Here is a 22,328-nt window from a genome sequence, read left to right as displayed (position 1 = left end):
CTAGGATAAGCACAGCTTATGTATGAAGCCCTCGGTGATTTGTCGCTGGATCTGCTGCGCGCCTTCGAGGTGGCGGCCCGTCATCGCAGTTTTACCGCTGCGGCGGTGGAACTCGGGACCACCCAACCGGCTATCAGTCAGCAAATCAAACGCCTGGAGGAACAGCTCGGAACGCGGCTGTTCGATCGCATCTACCGAGGCATCGAACTGACCGAGGTCGGCTCGATCCTGTTCGAGCAGGTTACCCTCGGTTTGCAGAATATCGACGCAGGATTGAGTGCAATCAGCACGCAGCAGCAACATGAAGTGCTGCAGGTCGCCACCGATTTCGCCTTCGCCGCGTATTGGCTGATGCCACGTCTGCACCGTTTCCATGAGGCTTATCCACAGGTGGACGTGAGCCTGGTTACCAGCGAGCGCAATCACAATATGCTGCGCCCGGATATCGACGTTGCCGTGCTGTTCGGCGACGGTCGCTTCAAGCAGGGCGAAAGTCACTGGCTGTTCAGCGAAGAAGTGTTTCCCGTGTGCAGCCCGCAGTTGCTCAGGGATCGCGCCCTGCCCTTGCCGGCCCAAGCATTGATGGAGTTTCCGCTGCTGCACCTGCGTGGAGAAAACAGCAGCAACTGGTTCAACTGGAGTGGCCTGTTCCGCGCGCTGAACATCATTACACCGCCGGCCCCGGGCCAGCTGCGCTTCGACAATTACACCTTGCTGATCCAAGCGGCGATTGGCGGTCAGGGCGTGGCGATCGGCTGGCGGCACCTTGTGGATAACTTATTAATCCAAGGGCTGTTGTGCCGGCCGATCGCCGAGACCACTCTGTCGCGCCTCGGTTATTACGTGGTGTTGCCGCAGCGCAAACGCCGGGGAGCATTGATCCAGACGTTCGTGGATTGGCTGATGGCCGAACAGGCCAGCAGCGCCGAGTCCCTGGCTGGACTGCCGTTGCCCTCGATTGCTGTGTAACGGATCAGGAAGCCGCAACAAAATCCACGTGCTGACGCAGATGTAGATTCAACCGCAGCTCATCGGAAATCCCCACCGCCACCCGGTTCAGGCGCTCCAACGGCTCGGCGAGACCCGGTTCAAGCGTGCGGCCGACCTGACTGAAATGCTCGATTGTCAGCCCGGCCACACTGCGCGGTGCATTGACCAGCGTCCAGTGCAGCGGGCTGCTTTGCAGGGCTTCGCGTATTTCCTTGGCGGCGTGGCGTTGCAACGGCTCGGCGTTTTCCGGATCGTCCAGTGCTTCGAATTCGCCGATGACAAACAGCCGCGAGACGTTCGCCGCCTGCAACCCGTCGATCAACGCATCCACCGCCAGGACCTGTTCCACCGGTCCCAGCACCACGGATTTCTCGACATGATCGCTGCTCAACGGCAGGCCCGGTGCATTGAGCAGGCAGATCACCACCGAGCTGCCGGCCACGCTCTGATGGACCCGTTCGGCGTCCAGCAGGTCGCCGCTTTTGGTGCGCAGCCCCGGCCGTGGCGCGAGCGCCGTCAGATCGTCGAGGATCGCGATGACTTCGTGCTGGCGGCGCAGCAGTTCAGCCATCAACGCGCTGCCCAGGCTACTCATGGCACCATAGAGCACCACTTTTACCACCGGGGTTTCGGCATTTTTCATGGCTGAGATCCCTTGTGTTTTCCCTTGTATGGTGTGTGACATGCAGCCAACGCCAAGGGTTCGAACCGATACAGAGGGTTTGCGATGCAGACGATCAAGGGTTATCACGCCCACGTTTATTACGACGCCAGCACGATCGAACAGGCGCGAGCGCTGTGTGAGCAGGCGGCAACGCTGTTTCCATTGAAGATGGGCCGCGTGCATGAACGTCCGGTCGGCCCGCACCCGGACTGGAGCTGCCAGTTGGCCTTCGGCCCGGAGTTGATCGGCGATGTGCTGCCGTGGCTGGCGCTCAATCGCAAGGGGTTGGTGGTGTTCCTGCACCCGGACACCGGCGATGACTTGCTCGATCACACCGAACACGCGATCTGGATGGGCGCAATGCGGCCGCTGGACCTGTCTGTTTTTTGATCAGATGGTTTCTTTACTGATCGAACAATGACAGTCGGCGATGTCGTGAAACGCTCCGCTGAACTGATAGCGGATATGTCCGCAATGGCAGGCACCGCTGTGTAATTCAGTCATCGACCTGCCCTCCGCTTCCCGTGTTCATTGACTCCAGTCGCATCCGACGGCCGGTTGGTCGTTCGCATCGAAGCTTTCAGCTGCGAAAGCTGGCTGAAAGGTTGCCCCATTAGGATCGCCGCCACTACCGGCAACAGACCGGTTGGCCAATGCGTGTGATTGCTCGCACGACAGGCCCAATTAACAACAACAATGGTGATTCTGATGTCCTCTGCAACCCGCCTCCTCGCTGCAACTCCGCCCGTACGTCTCGTGCTTCCCGTTCTGCGCTGATCCCGCCCGATCCGCTCACTTACCTAGCCGCGCTACGCCTGGAGTATTCCCATGCTGACTTTCCTTGGCTTCGCCATGGTCATCACGTTCATGTTCCTGATCATGACCAAGCGCCTGTCTGCGCTGATCGCTCTGATCATCATCCCGATCCTGTTCGCCTTGTTCGGTGGTTTCGCCCCGAAGATCGGCCCGATGATGCTCGAAGGTATTACCAAGCTTGCGCCGACCGGCGTGATGCTGATGTTCGCGATTCTGTATTTCGCCCTGATGATCGACTCCGGCCTGTTCGACCCGGCCGTGCGCAAGATCCTCAAACTGGTCAAGGGCGACCCGCTGAAAGTTTCGGTCGGCACCGCCGTACTGGCGCTCGTCGTTTCCCTCGATGGTGACGGCGCGACCACTTACATGATCTGCGTGGCCGCCATGCTGCCGCTGTACAGCCGCATCGGAATGAGCCCGCGGATCATGGCCGGCCTGATCATCCTCGCCGGCGGCGTGATGAACATGACGCCATGGGGTGGCCCGACCGCCCGTGCCGCGAGTGCGCTGCATGTAGACCCGTCGGACATTTTCGTGCCGATGATCCCGGCGATGGCTGCCGGTGTGGTGGCGATCCTGATCATTGCCTACTTCTACGGCAAACGTGAGCGTGCGCGTCTGGGTGAGCTGCACCTGATCGGCGACGAAATCGATCACAGCGAAATCAGCGTCTCGCAATTCCCGGATGCCCGCCGTCCGAAACTGATCTGGTTCAACGGTCTGCTGACCCTGGCCCTGATGTGCACCCTGATCGCCGGCCTGCTGCCGCTGCCGGTGCTGTTCATGGTGGCGTTCAGTATTGCCATGATCGTCAACTACCCTTGCCTGCAAATGCAGAAAGATCGCGTCGCGGCCCACGCCGGCAGCGTGCTGTCGGTGGTCAGTCTGATCTTCGCGGCGGGCATTTTCACCGGTATCCTGTCGGGCACCGGCATGGTCGACGCGATGTCGAAAAGCCTGCTGGCGGTGATCCCTGATTTCCTCGGCCCTTACCTAGCGGTGATCACGGCGCTGGTGAGCATGCCGTTCACGTTCTTCATGTCGAACGACGCGTTCTACTACGGTGTGCTGCCGGTGCTGTCGGAAGCGGCCAGCCATTACGGCATCACCGCAGTGGAAATGGCCCGTGCCTCGATCGTCGGTCAACCGGTTCACCTGCTGAGCCCACTGGTGCCGTCAACGTACCTGCTGGTCGCACTGGCGGGCATCGAGTTCGGCGATCACCAGCGTTTCACCCTGAAGTGGGCAGTGCTGGTCTGCCTGTGCATACTGGTCGCCGCCTTGCTGTTGGGGACTTTCCCGCTGTTCAGCACGTTGTAACGGCACCAAACTCACCAGGACGCCAGCTGATTGCTGGCGTCCTGGTTTAACACTCGCTCAAAGGAATACACATGGAATGGCTGACCAACCCTGAGATCTGGGTTGCCTTCTTTACCCTGACCGCCCTGGAGATCGTCCTGGGCATCGATAACATCATCATGATTTCGATCCTGGTCAGCCGCATGCCCAAACACATGCAGCAGCGCACCCGGATCTTCGGTCTTGGCCTGGCCATGATCACGCGGATCCTGCTGCTGCTGTCGATCACCTGGGTCATGCGCCTCACCGCCGACCTGTTCGAAGTGTTCGGCCAGGGGATTTCCGGTCGCGACCTGATCCTGTTCTTCGGTGGCCTGTTCCTGCTGTGGAAAAGCTCTCAGGAGATGTACCACGCGCTGGAAGGTGAAGACGAAGCCGGCGACGAGCCTTCGGGCAAGGGCGGCAACTTCCTCTACACCATCATCCAGATCGCGATCATCGACATCGTGTTTTCGCTGGACTCGGTCATCACGGCGGTTGGCATGGTGTCTCATGTGCCGGTGATGGTCGCGGCGATTATCGTTGCGGTACTGGTGATGATGGCGGCCTCGGGCAAGATCAGCGAATTCATCGACAAGCACCCGTCGCTGAAAATGCTCGCGCTGTCGTTCCTGCTGGTGGTCGGCACCGTGCTGATCGCCGAGTCGTTCGACGTGCACGTACCGAAAGGCTACGTCTACTTCGCCATGGCGTTCTCGCTGGCGGTCGAAGCGATCAACATCAAGATGCGTACCGCGATTGCCCGCAAGAAGAAACAGCAGGATCCGGTGAAACTGCGCAAGGATATTCCGGGTCAGTAACCCGAACATTGCACGAAAGATCAAAGGGCCTTCGGGCCCTTTTTTCATGGCCGCGTGAATCTGTTTTCATGACACTTTTGTTTCAATCCCCGCTTTAGCTGTGCAATGCTGGCGCCCAGACCGTTAGCCAACTACAGCTTAAGTATCAGAACGTAGAAATTGCGCGGTACCGTCAACTTGCCCCTCTGGGGCGCTGCTATTACGGGGGGTCTGCATGCTCACCCTGCTCAATCTGCTCTCTGCCGTGGCCCTGTTGATCTGGGGCACGCACATCGTTCGAACCGGCATCCTGCGGGTGTACGGCACCAACCTGCGCCACGTGATCGGCCAGAACATGTCCAGGCGCTGGCTGGCCTTTGTCGCCGGCATTGTCGTCACCGCGATGGTGCAGAGCAGTAACGCCACCGCCATGCTCGTGACGTCTTTCGTCGGTCAGGGCCTGATGGCGTTGACCCCGGCCCTGGCGACCATGCTGGGTGCCGACGTCGGTACGGCGCTGATGGCGCGGGTGCTGACGTTCGATCTGTCGTGGCTGTCGCCACTGCTGATTTTCCTCGGGGTGATTTTCTTTCTGTCGCGCAAACAGACGCGGCTCGGGCAGATGGGCCGCGTGGCCATCGGGTTGGGGCTGATCATTCTGGCGCTGCAATTGATCGTCGAGGCCGCCGCGCCGATCACCCATGCCCAAGGGGTGAAGGTGATTTTCGCCTCGCTGACCGGCGATATCCTGCTCGACGCCCTGGTCGGCGCGCTGTTCGCGATGATTTCCTACTCAAGCCTCGCCGCCGTGCTGCTGACCGCCACGCTCGCCGGCGCTGCGGTGATCAGTCTGCCGGTGGCGATCGGTCTGGTGATCGGCGCCAACATCGGCAGCGGCGTGCTGGCGTTCATGAGCACCAGCATGCAGAACGCCGCCGGCCGGCAAGTGGCGCTGGGCAGTCTGCTGTACAAACTGATCGGGTTGCTGTTGATCATTCCGGTACTCGACCCGCTGGTGCACTGGATCGACAGCCTGGATTTCAGCCCGCAGGAAATGGTCATCGGCTTCCATCTGCTCTACAACACCGCGCGCTGCCTGATCCTGCTGCCGAGCGTCGGGCCGATGGCGCGGCTGTGCGCCTGGCTGCTCCCGGAGCGCCCGGAGGTCAACGGTACCGCCAAGCCGCGTCATCTGGATGCGACGGCATTGGTCACGCCGAGCCTGGCGCTGGCCAACGCTGCCCGGGAAACCCTGCGCATTGGCGACCTGATCGACAACATGCTCGACGCGACCCTCGACGTGTTGCGCGGCAAGCAGACCGCCGTCACCCAGGAAATGCGCAAGCTGACCGATGACGTCGAAGCGCTGTACAGCGCGATCAAGCTGTATCTGGCGCAGATGCCCCGCGAAGATCTCGGCGAACAGGACAGTCGGCGCTGGGCGGAGATCATTGAGCTTGCGATCAACCTCAAACTCGCCAGTGACCTGATTGAACGCATGCTGCGCAAAGTGCAGCAGCAGAAGACTTCGCAACGCCGGTCGTTTTCCGAGGACGGGCTGGAAGAACTGGCCGGTCTGCAGCAGCAATTGATCGCCAATCTGCGGCTGGGATTGTCGGTGTTCCTCAGCGGCGACAAGGAAAGCGCCCGTCAGTTGCTGCGCGAGAAACGTCGTTTTCGCGCACAGGAACGGCGTCTGGCCCACGCCCATGTCAGCCGGTTGCAACGTAAGGTCGTGCAGAGTATCGAGACCAGTTCGTTGCACCTGGAGTTGATTGCCGACATGAAACGCCTGAACTCGCTGTTCTGCAGCAGTGCCTACGTGGTGCTGGAAACTTCCGATACCGGCGCGTTGGCGGCGGACGATATGGCAGACATCACGCATTCGCCTTGAACGTCTGGGGTTGTGGTCAGTCAGTAACTCAGAGTTCAGTCTCCAGGGCGCCTTCGCGAGCAAGCTCGCTCCCACATTTGAAATGCATTCCTTTGTGGGAGCGAGCTTGCTCGCGAAAGCGATCTGACTGACGACACGGATCTCCAATTCAGCCGTATGGAAGCTCGTTATGCGTTGCCTGTTGTTCGCCTGTCTGTTGCTCGGTTCCCTGCCCGCCTTCGCCCTGGATCGTTTTCAGGTCGAAGGCTATGCGTTGCCCAATGGTTTGCAGTTGCTGCTCAAGCCCGGCACCGAGCGTGGGCACGTGGCGATCCGCCTGGTGATCGGTGTCGGGCTTGACGACTTCGATTGCAATGAAAAGGAGCTGCCGCACCTGCTCGAACACTTGCTGTTCAGCGGCATCGACGCCACCGGCGAAGGTGGCCTCGAAGAGCGCATGCAGGCCCTCGGCGGTGACTGGAACGCCTTCACCAGCAACGCCGACACCACCTTCGTCATCGAAGCCCCGGCGAAAAACCAGCGCAAGGTCCTCGATCTGCTGTTGGACCTGCTGACCCAGACCCGTTTCGACGACAACGCGATCAACGCCGCCAAACGGGTGGTCGAGCGCGAGGACGGCGGTCATTACACCCGGCTGCAACGCTTTCTCGATCGGCAGGATCTGGGCCACACCGCCAGCAATCAACTGGCGGTCGAACTGGGCCTCAAATGCCCGCAGCGGGCCGAGGTCGATGGCCTGACCCGCGAACAACTGGAGAAAGTACGCAAGGCCTGGTACGCGCCGAACAACATGACCCTGATCGTCGTCGGTGACCTCGACAAGTTGCTGCCGGCCTATCTGGAACGGGCGTGGGGCGCGCTGGAAGCGGTCGAACCGAGCGAACACCGTCCGTTGCCGGACATCCGCGCCAGCGCCGCTCATGAGCGCACGATCACTCGCGGCTTCATCGGCAACAGCGCCAAGCTGCACTGGCTGGTGCCGGAGCCGGTGCTGGACGATCAGTACGACGAAACCTTCGATCTGCTCAAGGAATACCTGGAGTGGGCGCTGTACCGCCAATTGCGCCTGAACCACGGTTTGTCCTACGGGCCGTGGGCCGAGCGCGAAGTGTTTGGCGGTGTCGGCTTCATGAGCCTGAACGCCGATCTGGATCGCGCTGACATTGCCGAAGCCGAACAAGTGCTGGAAGACCTCAAGGCCGACCTGCTGAAAAACGGCCTCGATGCCGACACCTTCAATCGCTTGAAACAAGCCGCCATCGCCCATCAGGCCTGGGCCGTGCAAGGCACCAGCGCCTTGGCCGACTATTACTGGAGCGCCCTGGGCGACTACGAGGATGGTCGCTTCGCCGATCCTGCGCGGGAGCTGCAAGGCGTGACGCTGGAGGCGGCGAACAAGGCCATGCGCGAGTTGCTGCTGCAACCGGGTTATCTGCGCATCGAGAAACCGCTGCTCAGCGACGATCAGGTGTTGTGGCTGCTGGCGGGCGGATTGGGCGTGCTGGTGCTGATTCTGCTCGGCTGGCGCCTGCATCGGCGCAAGTCCGTGCATCCGGATTGACCGGCAGCCTCGCCACGCGGCCCGGCGGGCGGTACTCTGTCGAGGTTTTTTTCCTATCCAGTCGTGAACCGCCCACATGTCTAAATTGACCCTCCTGATCCAGCGCATTCTCGAACTGATGAAGCGCTATCCCGGGGTTATTGCGCTCGGCGGATTCATCTCCGGGGTCGGCAGTTTCATTCTGGTCGACCGGCAACAGGGGCTGGCGAGCTGGATCACCACGATCATGCTGCTGAGCTGGATCTGGCTGATGCTGGAGAACAGCCTGACCCAGCTGTTCACGCGGATCTTCAAACGGGAAATCCCCCAGCCGCTGCTGCGTTACGCGACGCAGATGATCCACCAGGAAAGCCTGTTTTTCGTCCTGCCGTTCTTCTTCATCACCACCACCTGGAACAGCGGCCAGCTGTTTTTCACCGGGCTGCTGTGCATCGCGGCGCTGATTTCGATCATCGACCCGCTCTACTACAAGTGGCTGGCGCCAAGGCGCTGGGCGTTTCTCGCGCTGCACACCCTGACCCTTTTCGCCGCCCTGCTCACGGCGCTGCCGGTGATCATGCACCTGACTACCTCGCAGAGTTTCAAATGGGCGCTGGGGATTGCGGTGGTGCTGTCGTTCCCGAGCCTGGCGTCGATCTTCCCGATCCGCACTGTGCGCAATGCGCTGGCGATCCTCAGCATCACCATCGGGATCGGCGGTGTGGGCTGGGTCCTGCGTTCGTGGGTGCCACCGGCAACGCTGTGGATGACTGACGTGGCGATCAGCACTCAGGTGCAGGACCGGGTTCCGGGCGACAGCCTCAAGGAAGTCAGCGCCGAGCAGATCCGTGGCGGCGGGCTATATGCCTACACCGCGATCAACGCGCCGCGCGGGCTCGATGAGCGGATTTATCACGTGTGGCAGTTCAACGGTAAAGAGGTCGACCGCATCGCCCTCGATATCCACGGCGGGCGCAAGGAAGGCTATCGGGCCTGGACCCACAAACAGAATTTCCCCGGCAACCCGGCGGGCAAATGGCAGGTGCGGGTGTTGACCGAAGACGGTCAGGTGATTGGCGTGCTGCGCTTCGAGGTCAAGGACAGCACACCGACCAAAGAAAAGTAACCGGGTTCGTGCTATTACGTATGCCAGCGTATTCAGCCGAACAAGCCCGGAGCTTATGACCAGCAGCCCAATGACCGGCAGTGCCCGCCTGGACACCTCGATCACCCCTGCCCGCCTGCGGGTTACCGGGGACTGGACGCTTGCCCATTACGCCGACCTCAAGCAACTGAGCGAAACGCTCCACGGCCAGTACGACGCCAACACGCCCATCGATCTCAACGGTCTCGGCGCCCTCGACACCGCCGGCGCGTCGCTGCTGGTGGAACTGCTCGGCTCGGAGCGGCTGGGCAAGTCCGCCGAACACCCCGATTGCACGCTTTCCAGCGCCGACCGCGCCTTGCTGCAAACCGTGTATCGCTCGCTGACCGATTTCTGCGTGCCGATCAAGGAACCGGAAATCAGCGTCAGCGTGCAATTGCTGACGCGCATCGGCCGGGCTGTCGACGCGGTCTGGCAAGACACGCTGCAACTGCTCGGGTTCGTCGGCCTGATCCTCGAAACCATCGCCCGCAGCCTGTTCCGGCCCAGGCGCTGGCGGATTACGCCGATGATCGCCCATATCGAACAGACCGGCCTCGACGCCGCGCCCATCGTCGCGTTGCTGACCTTTCTGGTGGGCGCCGTGGTGGCGTTTCTCGGGGCGACGGTGCTGGCCAGTTTCGGTGCCAGCGTGTTCACCGTGGATCTGGTGGGTTTTGCCTTCCTGCGGGAATTCGGCGTGTTGCTCACGGCGATCCTGATGGCCGGCCGTACCGCCAGTGCCTTTACCGCGCAGATCGGCTCGATGAAGGCCAACGAAGAAATCGACGCGATCCGCACACTCGGCCTCGACCCCATGGAATTGCTGGTGGTGCCGCGGGTGCTGGCGCTGCTGGTGGCGCTGCCGATGCTGACCTTTCTGGCGATGATCTGCGGGATCGTCGGCGGCGCGGTGGTCTGCGCGGTGTCGCTGGATATTTCGCCGGCGATGTTCCTGTCGCTGCTGCAAAGCGACATAGGGATTCAACATTTCCTGGTGGGCCTGGTCAAAGCCCCGATCTTTGCCTTCCTGATTGCCGCCATCGGTTGTCTGGAGGGCTTCAAGGTCAGCGGCAGCGCCGAATCGGTCGGCGCCCACACCACTTCGAGCGTGGTGCAATCGATTTTCGTGGTGATCGTGCTCGACGCGGTCGCCGCGCTGTTCTTCATGGAGATGGGCTGGTGAGTCGTCTACCCCGCGCGCCCTCCGAGGCGGTGATCGAAGTCCGTGGCCTGTGCAATCGCTTCGGCCGCCAGAGCGTGCACGAGAACCTCGACCTCGACTTATACAAGGGCGAGATCCTGGCCGTGGTCGGCGGCTCCGGCAGCGGTAAATCGGTGCTGCTGCGCAGCATCGTCGGCTTGCGCCAGCCGAGCGAGGGCGTGGTCAAGGTGTTCGGTCAGAACCTGCCGAGCCTGGCGGAGCATGAGCGTTCGTTGATTGAACGGCGTTTCGGTGTGCTGTTCCAGAAAGGCGCGCTGTTCTCGTCGTTGACGGTGACCGAGAACGTCGCCCTGCCGCTTATTGAACACGCCGGTCTGAGCCGCGATGACGCCGAGCATCTGGCGGCGGTGAAGCTGGCGCTGGCCGGGCTGCCGCTGTCGGCGGCGGACAAATACCCCGCCTCGCTGTCCGGCGGCATGATCAAGCGTGCGGCACTGGCCCGGGCGCTGGCGCTGGACCCGGACATCCTGTTTCTCGACGAACCCACCGCCGGCCTCGATCCGATTGGCGCGGCGCAGTTCGACCAATTGATCCTGACCCTGCGCGACGCGCTCGGCCTGAGCGTGTTTCTGGTGACCCACGACCTCGACACGCTCTACACCATCACCGACCGCGTCGCGGTACTCGCGCAGAAGAAGGTGCTGGTGGCCGGTCCCATCGATGTGGTCTCGGAAACCGACGACGCGTGGATTCACGAATACTTCCACGGCCCTCGCGGCCGCTCGGCGCTGGACGCCGCCAAACAGCTCAACGAGGTCTGACATGGAAACCCGAGCCCATCATGTGTTGATCGGCCTGTTCACGGTGATTGTGGTGGCGGGCGCCCTGCTCTTCGGTCTGTGGCTGGCCAAGTCCAGCGTCGACACCGAGTTCAAGGATTACGAAATCGTCTTCAACGAAGCGGTCAGCGGCCTGTCCCGGGGCAGTCCGGTGCAGTACAGCGGGATCAAGGTCGGCGATGTGGTCAGCCTGCGCCTCGACCCGAAGGACCCGCGCCGGGTGCTGGCACGGATTCGTCTGGCGGGTGACACGCCGGTCAAGGAAGACACCCAGGCCAAACTGGCCCTGGCCGGGATCACCGGCACCTCGATCATCCAGCTCAGCGGAGGCACGCCAGAGAGCCCGAAACTCAAGGGCCACGACGGCAACCTGCCGACCATCGTCGCATCGCCCTCGCCCATTTCGCGGCTGCTCAATGACAGCAATGACCTGATGAGCGGGGTCAGCACACTGCTGAGCAACGCCAATCAGATGTTCTCCGCCGACAACATCGAGCGCGTGAGCAAAACCCTCGAGCATCTGGAGCAGACCACCGGCTCGATCAACGATCAGCGCGGCGACCTGCGTCAGGCCATGCAGCAACTGGCGACGGTCGGCAAACAGGCCGGCAACATGCTCGAACAGACGTCTGCGCTGATGCGCAACGCCAACGGTTTGCTCAACGATCAGGGCAAGCAGGCGCTGGGCAGTGCCGAACAGGCGATGAAGTCCCTGGAGCAAAGCAGCGCCACCATCAACGGCTTGCTCAGCAAGAATCAGAATTCCCTCGACAGCGGCATGCAGGGCCTCAACGGTCTGGCCCCGGCGATCCGCGAACTGCGTGAAACCCTGAACTCGCTGCGCGCCATTTCCCAACGCCTGGAGGCCAACCCCAGCGGTTACCTGCTGGGCAGTGACAAGAACAAGGAGTTCACGCCATGAAGCCGACTCGCCTCGCCCTCCTCGCCGGCTTCACGCTGATCAGTGCGTGCTCGATCCTGCCCAAGTCCGAACCGCTGGACGTCTACCGTTTGCCAGCCGCACAGGCGCCCGCCTCGGCCGGTTCGGCGGCGGCTCGGCACTGGTCGCTGCGTCTGAACAAACTGCAGGCCAGCGAAGCGCTGAATCGGCCGAGCATCGCGGTGATTCCCCAAGGGGATGTGATCAGCAGCTACAAGGCCTCGCGCTGGAGCGATCCGGCGCCGGTGCTGGTGCGTAATCGGTTGCTTGATGGCTTTGCGCGTGATGGCCGGGTGACGTTGCTCAGTACCGATGACAGCAATTTTGCTGCGGACCTGGAGCTGGGCGGCAGCCTGCAAGCGTTTCAGACCGAGTACCAGGGCAATCAGGCCAGCGTCGTGGTGCGGGTCGATGCGTTGCTGGTGCGCGGTTATGACCAGAAGATTCTCGCCAGCCAGCGCTTTGAAGAGCGCCAGCCGCTAAGTGATGTGCAGGTGCCGGCGGTGGTGGCCGGGTTTGGACAGGCCAGTGATCGCCTCACCGCGAAGGTTGTGGCATGGACCGTTCAGCAAGGCCAGCAGTTTGCGCAACAACCCAGACCTTGAGGCTCCATATTCGAGATTTGTGTTTAACCGAAGAACCAGTAGCAGACGCCGATAGCGCCGAGCACGCCCGCCAGCTCGGCCAGCAGCGCGCATCCCACGGCATGTCGCGCCCGCTGGATGCCCACCGCGCCGAAGTACACCGCCAGCACGTAGAACGTGGTCTCGGTGCTGCCCTGGATTGTCGCCGCCACCAGCGCCGGGAAACTGTCCACGCCCGAGGTCTTCATGGTTTCGATCAGCATCGCCCGGGCGGCGCTGCCGGAGAACGGTTTGACCATGGCGGTCGGCAGCGCATCGACGAAACGCGTGTCCCACCCTGCCCACTCCACCAGATGGCGAATGCCGTCGAGACCGAAATCCAGCGCACCTGAGGCACGCAATACGCCGATCGCGCACAGCATCGCCACCAGATACGGCAGCAGGCTCTTGGCAACGTCGAAACCTTCCTTCGCCCCTTCGACAAAGGCCTCGTAGACCTTCACCTTGCGCAATGCGCCGATCACCAGGAACAGCATGATCAGGCCGAACAGCGTCAGGTTGCCGAGAATCGATGACAGCCCCGCCAGCGCGGTGGCCGACATCGTCGCGAGCAGCGCCATGAAGCCGCCGAGAATCAGCGCACCGGGAATCAGGTAAGCCAGCACCACCGGGTCCCACACACGCAGGCGCTGCATGAACGCCACCGACAGGAAGCCGACAATGGTCGAGCAACTGGTGGCCAGCAGGATCGGCAGGAACACCAGCGTCGGGTCCGGCGCGCCTTGCTGGGCGCGGTACATGAAAATCGTCACCGGCAGCAGAGTCAGGGACGAGGCGTTGAGCACCAGGAACAGGATCTGCGCGTTGCTGGCGATGGTCGAGCTGGGGTTGAGCTCCTGCAGCGCCTTCATGGCCTTGAGGCCGATCGGCGTGGCGGCGTTGTCCAGGCCAAGGCCGTTGGCGGCGAAGTTCAGGGTGATCAGGCCCAGCGCCGGGTGACCTGCCGGCACCTCCGGCATCAGCCGCAGGAACAGTGGCCCGAGCACCTTGGCCAGCCATTCGACGATGCCGGCCTTCTCGGCGATGCGCAGAAAACCCAGCCACAGGGTCAGCGTGCCGAACAGCAGCACCATGACTTCGACCGACAGCTTGGCCATGGCAAAAATGCTTTCCACCATCGCCGCGAAGATTCCGGCGTTACCGCCGATCAGCCATTGTCCCAGTGCCGAAACGGCTGCCACGATGAAGAAGCCAAGCCACAGGCCATTAAGCATCAGTCAAATCCCCCGGAAGATGCGGCGAATGATAGCGGGGTCGCCAGAAACGACAAACCCCGGATTTCTCCGGGGTTTGTCAGGGTGCCTTGCGGCGGGGATCAGTTTTTCGAAACGTCACCGGCCGGCAGTTTTTCCTTGCTGCGCCAGTGCGGCAGCGAGTTCCAGTAGCGCTGGCCCTTGGCGTCGTCGTACATGCCTTCCCAACGTGCGATGACCAGTACGGCGAGGGCGTTGCCGATGACGTTCAGGGCGGTACGCGCCATGTCCATCACACGGTCGACACCGGCGATGAAAGCCAGGCCTTCCAGCGGAATGCCGACGCTACCCAGGGTGGCCAGCAGCACCACGAAGGACACGCCCGGTACACCGGCGATGCCTTTGGAGGTGACCATCAGGGTCAGGACCAGCAGCAGTTGCTGGCTGATCGACAGGTCGATGCCGTACAGCTGGGCAATAAAGATCGCCGCGATGGACTGGTACAGGGTCGAACCGTCGAGGTTGAACGAGTAGCCGGTCGGTACCACGAAGCTGCAGATGGCTTTCGGTGCGCCGTAGGCTTCCATCTTCTCGATCACGCGTGGCAGCACGGTTTCCGAGGAGGCGGTGGAGTAAGCCAGCACCAGTTCATCCTTGAAGATGCGCATCAGCTTGATCACCGAGAAACCGAACATCTTGGCGATCAGGCCCAGAACCACGAAGGCGAAGAAGGCGATGGCGACGTAAACCAGGATCACCAGTTTGGCCAGCGGCAGCAGCGAGGCGAAACCGAAGTTGGCCACGGTCACCGCGATCAGGGCGAACACACCGATTGGCGCGTAATTCATGATCATGTGGGTGACTTTGAACATGCTTTCCGAGACGCCCTGGAACATCTTCACCAGCGGCTCGCGCAGGTCGGACTGCAGGCTCGACAGACCGAGGCCGAACAGTACGGAGAAGAAGATGATCGGCAGCATCTCGCCGCGGGCCATGGCCGCGAAGATGTTCGACGGGATCAGGTTGAGGATGGTCTCGATGAACGCGTGTTCATGCTGCACTTCGGCGGCGGTCGCCTGGTACTTGGAGATGTCCACGGTGCCCAGGGTGCTCATGTCGATGCCTGCACCCGGATGGAACAGGTTGGCCAGCAGCAGGCCGACGACAATGGCGATGGTGGTGACGATTTCGAAGTAGATGATGGTCTTCAGGCCGATGCGCCCGAGCTTCTTGGCGTCGCCCACGCCGGCGATGCCGACGATCAGGGAAGAGATGACGATCGGGATCACGATCATCTTGATCAGACGGATAAAGATATCGCCTGCCGGTTGCAGGACGTTGCTGATCCACCAGGCCTTCTCGGCACTGAAATGGTTGAGCAACGCACCGATTGCAATCCCCAATACCAGACCGATGAGGATCTGCCAGGCGAGGCTAAGCTTTGCCTTCTTCATTATCTTTACCCTTACTTGCGTTTGACTCAGGCACATGCAGGAACTGGAACGCTCATCAGCGGAAAAGTCTGTGCATCTGCCTCCGTATAAGGTGCCCCGAAGCGCGTGTTTACGGCTCTCCGGCAGGCGAAAAAAGGCGCAACTATTCCGATGCAAGGTTGCGCCGTCTAATGCCGTAAACGCCTACCCTATGCCGAATCGGCATGAGCTTTTTCAAATGAAACTGGCGTCCCAACCGGTTCGAATACGACATTTCGGCAGGCATAAGTGCCGTGAACCGGCCATTACAGCGTAGGTTGGTTGTATTTTGAACGAGTGATTTCGACAAAAAATTCAGGAAAAAGCCTACGTTCGGACTCTAAATGTCCGACTTACTTGATCGACTCTTTCTCGATATACGGTCGCAACGAAACACCGCGAAATGCTTTCGCATGCAGTGTGGGCGATAAAAAGACGAGCAGAACGCTCTGGATCAACGTTTTGTCACGTTGCAAGCCCAGCGCAAGTCCGTCGAACCGCTCCGGTTGGCGGACTTGCGTCGCAGCTTTTACCCTGACCCGGCCCTCATCGCAGGCACTCCCTGTACCCGTAGGTCACTCCGACCCTGCAACAGTCAGAACGTCCCGGCCCCCTGGTCATGCACCGGCCTTCCTCGGGCGGGTGCAATAGAGGACAGCCTCTCGGCTGCCCTCATGTTCAATACCAGTTCGGATCTTTCTTCAGTGTTTCCATCAACAGATCCTGCATGCCCTGGTCGGGCTTGCCGAGGAAGCGGTAGGTGGCATGTCGCGTTGGCGACTTGTCGGCCGGCAATCCTTCGGGCACATCGACCAGCATGGCGTAGGCGTCTTTCTTGTCGAAGCTGAAGGCGACGATCAGGCGGTGGTTGAGGCATTTGTCCTGCGATTCGCAGAGCGGCCCCACCAGATATTGATCGCCATCTTCGGTGACGGCATTCATCTGTTGGTCCGGCGCGCCGGACAGGTTCATCACCCATTCCGGCAGGCGTTCTTCCTTCTTCACCACGCCTTCCCAGGTTTCCCTGTATTGCGGGTCGGAACTCAACAACTCGTTGACTCGCGTCTGGCCGTCATTGGCCGCCATCGCCATGGCACTACCGCCCAGGAGCAGGGCGGCTGCCAGCGTCTTTAAACCCTTCATGTTCAGCCTCGACCGCGACGGCCAAAGAAGAAAGAAGCGATGAACATCACCAGGAAAACGACAAATAGAATCTTGGCGATACCCGTGGCGGTGCCCGCGATACCACCGAAGCCCAGTACTGCAGCGATGATGGCAATGATCAGGAAAGTGATTGCCCAGCTCAACATGGTGATTCTCCTTGCTTCTATTTAAGGGTGTTGCCGGTCTTGGCGCGGGGGCGCCCAGATTCGTTGATTAGAAAACCCAGCGTTCTTCACGGGGCATGTCGCCCAGCGGCTGTGGTTGGTCGACGTCCATCATGCGCATTGCGCCGTTGTCTGCCTGGCTGCTGCTGACGGCGCTGAAGTGGGTCTGTGTCGCGTGTTGCATGTAAATCAGGGGCTCAGGATGCTGACTCTGCTCCCAGCGCAGGTATTGCTGGCAAGCGATCAGCGTAATCAGGAGCGCAAGTGCGCCAAACAAGGCCTGCTGCAAGTGCAGTGGCGAAATACGCATTTGGGCGGCACGTGGGCGAGTCATCCTGGGTTCCTCACTCTTGTTCGGTTGGGGCAGTGCATTTCTGCCCGGGCTGAGAGAAGTATTGCAGCCTGCATGCCAGCTTTTTTGTTTTAAAAAAATCAATAAAATCAGTTAGTTGCAGATGTAATGAAAGTTCATGACGACGCATCCTGCACGATGACCCCCGCAGGCTCGTGCGTAATGCACGATTATTTCGTAGGAAAAATCATTCTTTTTGAATTGAGTGCAGGGTGCAGATGTCAGAAAAGTAGGCAGGAAACCGACTTGAAACGGTGCGATGTTTAAAAAATCAACAAAATCAGAGGATTAGCCGTTATGGCAGGAGAGAGCTACCCTGCAATGGCTGGAATCGATCAGAATCAACCATGCAACTTGCCCGATTTTTCCGGGACTAACCCAAGACATTTACTTATGGAGCGTAGGAAAAATGGAATCAGCCACTGAGCACCAAGGCCGCATTCTGCTGGTGGACGATGAATCCGCCATCCTGCGAACCTTCCGTTATTGCCTCGAAGACGAAGGTTATACAGTCGCCACCGCCAACAGCGCGGCCCAGGCTGACGCGCTGTTGCAACGTCAGGTGTTCGATCTTTGCTTCCTTGATTTGCGCCTCGGCGAAGACAACGGTTTGGATGTGCTGGCGCAAATGCGCATCCAGGCGCCGTGGATGCGGGTAGTGATCGTCACCGCCCATTCGGCCGTCGACACTGCGGTGGATGCGATCCAGGCTGGCGCCGCCGATTATCTGGTCAAGCCGTGCAGTCCGGATCAACTGCGCCTGGCGACTGCCAAGCAGCTTGAGGTACGTCAGCTTTCGGCGCGTCTGGAAGCCCTGGAAGGCGAGATCCGCAAACCCAAGGACGGTCTCGATTCCCACAGCCCGGCGATGAAAGTCGTACTCGAAACGGCGCGGCAAGTGGCGAGTACTGACGCCAACATCCTGATTCTCGGCGAGTCCGGCACCGGTAAAGGTGAATTGGCCCGAGCCATTCACGGCTGGAGCAAGCGCGAGAAGAAATCCTGCGTCACCATCAATTGCCCGTCGCTGACCGCCGAACTGATGGAAAGCGAGCTGTTCGGTCACAGTCGCGGCGCGTTTACCGGGGCCAGTGAAAGTACCTTGGGACGGGTCAATCAGGCTGATGGTGGCACGCTGTTTCTCGACGAGATCGGCGATTTTCCGTTGACGTTGCAACCCAAGTTGCTGCGTTTCATTCAGGACAAGGAATACGAGCGGGTAGGGGATCCGGTCACCCGCCGGGCCGATGTGCGCATTCTCGCCGCCACCAACCTCAATCTCGAAGACATGGTGCGCGACGGCCGTTTCCGTGAAGACCTGCTCTATCGCCTGAACGTCATTACCCTGCATTTGCCGCCGTTGCGCGAACGCGCCGAAGACATCCTGACCCTGGCCGACCGGTTCCTTGCACGCTTTGTGAAGGAATATGCGCGTCCTGCGCGGGGCTTCAGTGACGAGGCCCGCGAAGCGCTGCTAGGCTACCGCTGGCCGGGCAACATTCGCGAGCTGCGTAACGTGGTCGAGCGAGCGAGCATCATCTGCCCGCAGGAGCGCGTGGAAATCAGCCACCTCGGCATGGCCGAACAACCGGCGAACAACGCGCCACGGGTTGGCGCCGCGTTGAGCCTCGATGAGTTGGAGAAAGCCCACATCGGCGCGGTATTGGCGACTGCCGGGACCCTCGATCAGGCCGCCAAGACCTTGGGGATTGACGCTTCGACACTGTATCGCAAGCGCAAGCAGTACAACCTGTGAGCATCTGCCGATGAAACTGGCGATGAAGTTGCGGACCCGCTTGTTCCTGAGCATATCCGCACTGATCACCGTGGCCTTGCTCGGGCTGTTGCTCGGGCTGGTCAGCGTGATGCAGATGGCCGGGACCCAGGAGGCGTTGATCCGCAACAACTTCGTCACCCTCGATCTCGGACTCAAACTGCGCCAGACCCTCGGCGATCAGCTGATCATGATGCTTGCCGAGAAGCCCGACCCCGTGGCGTTCGAGGCGTCCAAACGGCGTTATTTCGAATTGCTCGACGAGGGCATCGCCCAGGAACAGAAAGACGACGACCGTCCATACGGTTTCAGCCAGGCAAAAGCCGATTACCTGAACTTCCTCCAGGCGTTCGACATTTCACGCGACCCGGCAGCTGCCCTGAGTGGCGGTGGCGATTTGCGTGAGCGCTTCAATACGCTACGCAACGGATTGATCACCGAGCACAAACACGCACTGGACAACATCAATTCGGTCCAGCACGCCGCCCGCGACCGCGCGTTGCTGATTTCCGGCCTGCTTGGGCTGGTTGGGCTGGCAGTGCTGATCATCGGCTTCATCACCGCCCAAGGCATTGCCCGGCGTTTTGGTGCGCCGATCGAGGCGCTGGCCAAAGCGGCGGACAATATCGGCCAAGGCAATTTCGAAGTGATGCTGCCGGTATCTTCGGCGATGGAGATCAACCTGTTGACCCGCCGCTTCGGGCTGATGGCCGAAGCTTTGCGCGAACACCAGGCGACCAATGTCGACGAATTGCTTGCCGGCCAGCAGCGCCTGCAGGCGGTACTCGACAGCATCGATGACGGCTTGCTGATGATCGATCGTCAGGGACGTCTGGAACACTTGAACCCTGTGGCCCAGCGACAACTGGGCTGGGACAGCGACCGTTTCGGCGAGGGTCTGGGTACGGCGCTTCAGCGTCCGGAACTGGATGCACAACTGCAACTGGTGTTGCGCGGTGGCACGCTGGAGCGAGCGCCGGATGATTTGAGCATCGAAGTCGATGGCGAATCGCGTCTGCTGACCTACAGTCTTACGCCGGTCAGCCATACCCAGGGGCACATCCTCGGCGCCGTGATGGTGTTGCATGACGTCACCGAGCAGCGCGCCTTCGAGCGGGTGCGCAGCGAGTTCGTGCTGCGTGCGTCCCACGAATTGCGCACACCGGTCACGGGCATGCACATGGCGTTCGGCCTGTTCCGCGAGCGGGCGAAGTTTCCACCGGAGTCTCGCGAGTCCGACCTGCTCGACACGGTCAACGAAGAAATGCAGCGCCTGATGCAGTTGATCAACGATCTGCTGAATTTCTCGCGGTATCAGAGTGGGTTGCAGAAGCTCACGCTGGCGCCGTGTTCCATCGAAGACTTGCTGGAACAGGCGCGTTTGCGTTTCGCCGATTCAGCGGCCGAGAAGGGCGTTGCCCTGCAGGTCGAAGCGCAAGGTCCGCTGCCACGCCTGCAGGCGGATCAGGCGCAGCTCGATCGAGTCCTCGACAACCTGATCGACAACGCGTTGCGCCACACCGCGCGTGACGGGCTGATCCGCTTGCAGGCCCGGCGCCATGGCGAGCGGGTAATCATCAGCGTCGAAGACAACGGCGAAGGGATTGCTTACGGTCAGCAAGGGCGGATTTTCGAACCCTTCGTCCAGGTCGGCAGGAAGAAGGGCGGTGCCGGGCTGGGACTGGCGCTGTGCAAGGAAATCGTCCAGCTGCACGGTGGACGGATGGGCGTTTACTCGCGGCCGGGGCAGGGCACGCAGTTCTACATGGCGCTGGCCGTCTAGGCTTCGTCGTCGAGTCGGCGTCCGGCGAGTCGTCGGCCACGGGTGATCAATTCGATGAACTGCACCGCGCTCAAGGCGTGGGCGAACAGCCAGCCCTGGCCGAATTTCACCCCTTCGCTGCTCAGCAGCTCGGCCTGGGATTCATATTCGATGCCTTCGGCGATCACTTTCAGGTCCAGTGCCTGGGCCATGTGGATAATGTGCGGCGCAACACCACTGCTGGCAGCATCATGCCCGAGGGCGTCGATGAACGCCTTGTCGATCTTCAGGCAGTCCACGGGCAAGGTTTGCAGATAGGCGAGGCTGCAATAGCCGGTGCCGAAATCGTCGATCAGCACCTGATGGCCGACATCACGCAGCGCTTGCAGGTTTTCCCTGGCCACCACCACATCGATCAGACCGCGTTCGGTCACCTCGAACGCAATCTGCCGCGCCGCGACCCGGTGCAGGGTCAGCAGCCGCGCCATGACCTGGCCGATGCGCGGCACCATCACGTCGCAGGCGGCCAGGTTCACCGAGATATACAGCTGCGGGTTGGCCCGCAGCAACTGGCCCAACTGTTCGAGCAAGCGCTGCAGGACGAAGTCGGTCATCTGGCGAATCTGCCCGGTGTTTTCGGCCATCGGGATGAACAGGTCGGGACTGGTCAGCGTGCCGTCCGGTCGGCGCCAGCGCAGCAGCGCTTCGGCGCCGACGCAGTTGCGGCTGTCGAGATCGAAAATCGGCTGATAAAGCACCTGCAATTCACCCCGACGAATCGCGCCGTGCAACTCGGCGTCCAGCGACTGGCGCTGGCGTACGATCCAGAACACCAGAACGCCCACCACCGCACCGAGCACCAGACAGAAGGGCACCATCCACCACCAGAGCTGCGGAATGTGCATGCCCGTGCGTGGGCTGATCAACACCAGTTGATATTCCGGGTTGTCGGTGGGCATGCGGTAGATCAGGCGCGACTGGGTGACTTGCAGCGCATCCCGGGTTTTCGGCGGCCAGGGTTGCGCGGGTGGCCAGGTCTGTGGAACGCCGAGTACCGGAATCGCCCGGGTCCCGTGATCCAGCACCACCAACAGGCTGCTGCCGGGCGACAGGTCGACCATGTCGGTCAGGTGCCCGCGTGAGGTAGCCACGCGAAAATTGCCGCGCCCGAGCATCAGCGCCGCGCGGTTTTCATCGGGTTCGGTGGTGGTGTTCAGCCAGTAACTGTAGGTCGGACCTTTGATGTCCGGAGGACGGATCACCGACAGGCCATCCTGGCGCGGACGGTTGGAACAGATCCGCGTGGCGTCCATGTAGGCGGCTTCGTAGACGAAGCGATAGTTGAACGTCACTTGCTGCAACGTGGCGATCATCTCGTCGTCGCAGCTGCGCAAGGGTTGGGCTTCGAGGTCGTCGAGGCTTTCGCGCAACTGGCCGAACAGTTGCTCCAGACGCGCCAGGAACCGCTCGCCCTGGGCATTCATTTCCTGGCTTTCGCTTTGCTCGACCTGGCGCACGGCCACGAACAGCCCGCCGGTGATCAGCAGGCTCGCACTGAGGACAGCCGCGATCATCGCCAGAAACCAGGGGCGATAAAACCAGCTACGCAGCGTCTCTCGGGTAGCAACCATCATGGATATCCGAAGAATTACCAATGAGTTATAGCTGCTGAT

At 61.1% G+C, this 22,328-nt stretch carries 20 protein-coding genes and 1 pseudogene; 13 read left to right on the top strand and 8 right to left on the bottom strand.

Annotated features, from left to right (window positions below; genetic code table 11):
• The first annotated feature begins 18 nt into the window (after positions 1-18).
• Entirely contained in the window at positions 19-969 is a 951-nt protein-coding gene (locus CAF79_RS03425) for a LysR family transcriptional regulator (RefSeq protein ID WP_085696582.1), read from the top strand.
• A gap of 4 nt (positions 970-973) precedes the next feature.
• Here the strand turns inward: CAF79_RS03425 and CAF79_RS03420 are convergent, their stop codons facing one another.
• Positions 974-1,633, bottom strand: coding sequence for an NAD(P)-dependent oxidoreductase (locus CAF79_RS03420; protein WP_085696580.1), 660 nt, complete (start codon positions 1,631-1,633; stop codon positions 974-976).
• Between the two features lie 84 nt (positions 1,634-1,717).
• Here CAF79_RS03420 and CAF79_RS03415 point away from each other — a divergent pair, with 84 nt between their 5' ends.
• A complete protein-coding gene (locus CAF79_RS03415) occupies positions 1,718-2,044 on the top strand; it encodes a DOPA 4,5-dioxygenase family protein (protein ID WP_085696579.1) in 327 nt (108 codons plus the stop codon).
• Between the two features lie 12 nt (positions 2,045-2,056).
• Here the strand turns inward: CAF79_RS03415 and CAF79_RS03410 are convergent.
• A pseudogene (locus tag CAF79_RS03410) lies at positions 2,057-2,158 on the bottom strand (GFA family protein); the annotation flags it as partial.
• Between the two features lie 324 nt (positions 2,159-2,482).
• On the opposite strand from CAF79_RS03410, the gene CAF79_RS03405 reads away from it, so the two are divergent.
• The 9 genes from CAF79_RS03405 to CAF79_RS03365 all read left to right on the top strand — a co-directional run bounded on the left by CAF79_RS03405 (position 2,483) and on the right by CAF79_RS03365 (position 12,735).
• On the top strand, positions 2,483-3,790 hold the full coding sequence (locus CAF79_RS03405) for a CitMHS family transporter (RefSeq protein ID WP_007954069.1): 1,308 nt from the start codon (positions 2,483-2,485) through the stop codon (positions 3,788-3,790).
• A gap of 71 nt (positions 3,791-3,861) precedes the next feature.
• Entirely contained in the window at positions 3,862-4,629 is a 768-nt protein-coding gene (locus CAF79_RS03400; RefSeq protein ID WP_085696577.1) for a TerC family protein, read from the top strand.
• 214 nt (positions 4,630-4,843) lie between these two features.
• Positions 4,844-6,502, top strand: a complete 1,659-nt coding sequence (locus CAF79_RS03395; RefSeq protein ID WP_085696576.1) for a Na/Pi cotransporter family protein — start codon at positions 4,844-4,846, stop codon at positions 6,500-6,502.
• A 169-nt stretch (positions 6,503-6,671) separates the two neighbouring features.
• A complete protein-coding gene (locus CAF79_RS03390; protein ID WP_085696574.1) occupies positions 6,672-8,063 on the top strand; it encodes a pitrilysin family protein in 1,392 nt (463 codons plus the stop codon).
• A gap of 76 nt (positions 8,064-8,139) precedes the next feature.
• On the top strand, positions 8,140-9,168 hold the full coding sequence (locus CAF79_RS03385; protein WP_085696573.1) for a DUF5924 family protein: 1,029 nt from the start codon (positions 8,140-8,142) through the stop codon (positions 9,166-9,168).
• Positions 9,169-9,223: 55 nt separating this feature from the next.
• Positions 9,224-10,372, top strand: a complete 1,149-nt coding sequence (locus CAF79_RS03380; RefSeq protein ID WP_085696571.1) for an ABC transporter permease — start codon at positions 9,224-9,226, stop codon at positions 10,370-10,372.
• Positions 10,369-11,172 carry an ABC transporter ATP-binding protein gene (locus CAF79_RS03375; protein WP_085696569.1) on the top strand — a complete coding sequence of 268 codons (804 nt, stop codon included), beginning with the start codon at positions 10,369-10,371 and terminating at the stop codon, positions 11,170-11,172. The genes CAF79_RS03380 and CAF79_RS03375 overlap by 4 nt, the downstream gene beginning before the upstream one ends.
• A gap of 1 nt (position 11,173) precedes the next feature.
• Positions 11,174-12,112, top strand: a complete 939-nt coding sequence (locus CAF79_RS03370) for an MlaD family protein (RefSeq protein WP_085696568.1) — start codon at positions 11,174-11,176, stop codon at positions 12,110-12,112.
• On the top strand, positions 12,109-12,735 hold the full coding sequence (locus CAF79_RS03365; RefSeq protein WP_085696567.1) for an ABC-type transport auxiliary lipoprotein family protein: 627 nt from the start codon (positions 12,109-12,111) through the stop codon (positions 12,733-12,735). The genes CAF79_RS03370 and CAF79_RS03365 overlap by 4 nt, the downstream gene beginning before the upstream one ends.
• Before the next feature lie 23 nt (positions 12,736-12,758).
• Here the strand turns inward: CAF79_RS03365 and CAF79_RS03360 are convergent, their stop codons facing one another.
• The 5 genes from CAF79_RS03360 to CAF79_RS03335 form a co-directional block, all read right to left on the bottom strand.
• The gene (locus CAF79_RS03360) at positions 12,759-13,988 is read right to left on the bottom strand and encodes a nucleoside recognition domain-containing protein (RefSeq protein WP_085696566.1); all 1,230 of its coding nucleotides are present in this window, start codon (positions 13,986-13,988) and stop codon (positions 12,759-12,761) included.
• 101 nt (positions 13,989-14,089) lie between these two features.
• Positions 14,090-15,421, bottom strand: a complete 1,332-nt coding sequence (gene gltP / locus CAF79_RS03355; protein ID WP_085612511.1) for a glutamate/aspartate:proton symporter GltP — start codon at positions 15,419-15,421, stop codon at positions 14,090-14,092.
• Between the two features lie 696 nt (positions 15,422-16,117).
• Positions 16,118-16,582 carry an inhibitor of vertebrate lysozyme family protein gene (locus CAF79_RS03345; protein ID WP_085696565.1) on the bottom strand — a complete coding sequence of 155 codons (465 nt, stop codon included), beginning with the start codon at positions 16,580-16,582 and terminating at the stop codon, positions 16,118-16,120.
• Between the two features lie 2 nt (positions 16,583-16,584).
• The gene (locus tag CAF79_RS03340) at positions 16,585-16,749 is read right to left on the bottom strand and encodes a DUF1328 domain-containing protein (RefSeq protein ID WP_003177151.1); all 165 of its coding nucleotides are present in this window, start codon (positions 16,747-16,749) and stop codon (positions 16,585-16,587) included.
• Between the two features lie 67 nt (positions 16,750-16,816).
• Positions 16,817-17,101, bottom strand: a complete 285-nt coding sequence (locus tag CAF79_RS03335) for a hypothetical protein (RefSeq protein WP_085696564.1) — start codon at positions 17,099-17,101, stop codon at positions 16,817-16,819.
• Between the two features lie 427 nt (positions 17,102-17,528).
• Here CAF79_RS03335 and algB point away from each other — a divergent pair, with 427 nt between their 5' ends.
• Together algB and CAF79_RS03325 are read left to right on the top strand one after the other, a co-directional pair.
• Positions 17,529-18,875, top strand: a complete 1,347-nt coding sequence (gene algB / locus CAF79_RS03330) for a sigma-54-dependent response regulator transcription factor AlgB (protein WP_025112294.1) — start codon at positions 17,529-17,531, stop codon at positions 18,873-18,875.
• A gap of 10 nt (positions 18,876-18,885) precedes the next feature.
• Positions 18,886-20,676, top strand: a complete 1,791-nt coding sequence (locus tag CAF79_RS03325) for a KinB sensor domain-containing domain (protein WP_085696563.1) — start codon at positions 18,886-18,888, stop codon at positions 20,674-20,676.
• Here CAF79_RS03325 and CAF79_RS03320 read toward each other — a convergent pair.
• A complete protein-coding gene (locus CAF79_RS03320) occupies positions 20,673-22,286 on the bottom strand; it encodes an EAL domain-containing protein (RefSeq protein ID WP_170929692.1) in 1,614 nt (537 codons plus the stop codon). The two genes, CAF79_RS03325 and CAF79_RS03320, sit on opposite strands and share 4 nt — an antisense overlap.
• Between the last annotated feature and the right edge of the window lie 42 nt (positions 22,287-22,328).

Source organism: Pseudomonas sp. B26(2017), from assembly GCF_002113045.1.
In the GTDB taxonomy this organism is placed as follows: domain Bacteria; phylum Pseudomonadota; class Gammaproteobacteria; order Pseudomonadales; family Pseudomonadaceae; genus Aquipseudomonas.
Note: the sequence above shows the minus strand (reverse complement) of the source record. Positions and strands in the feature narration are given on the sequence as shown.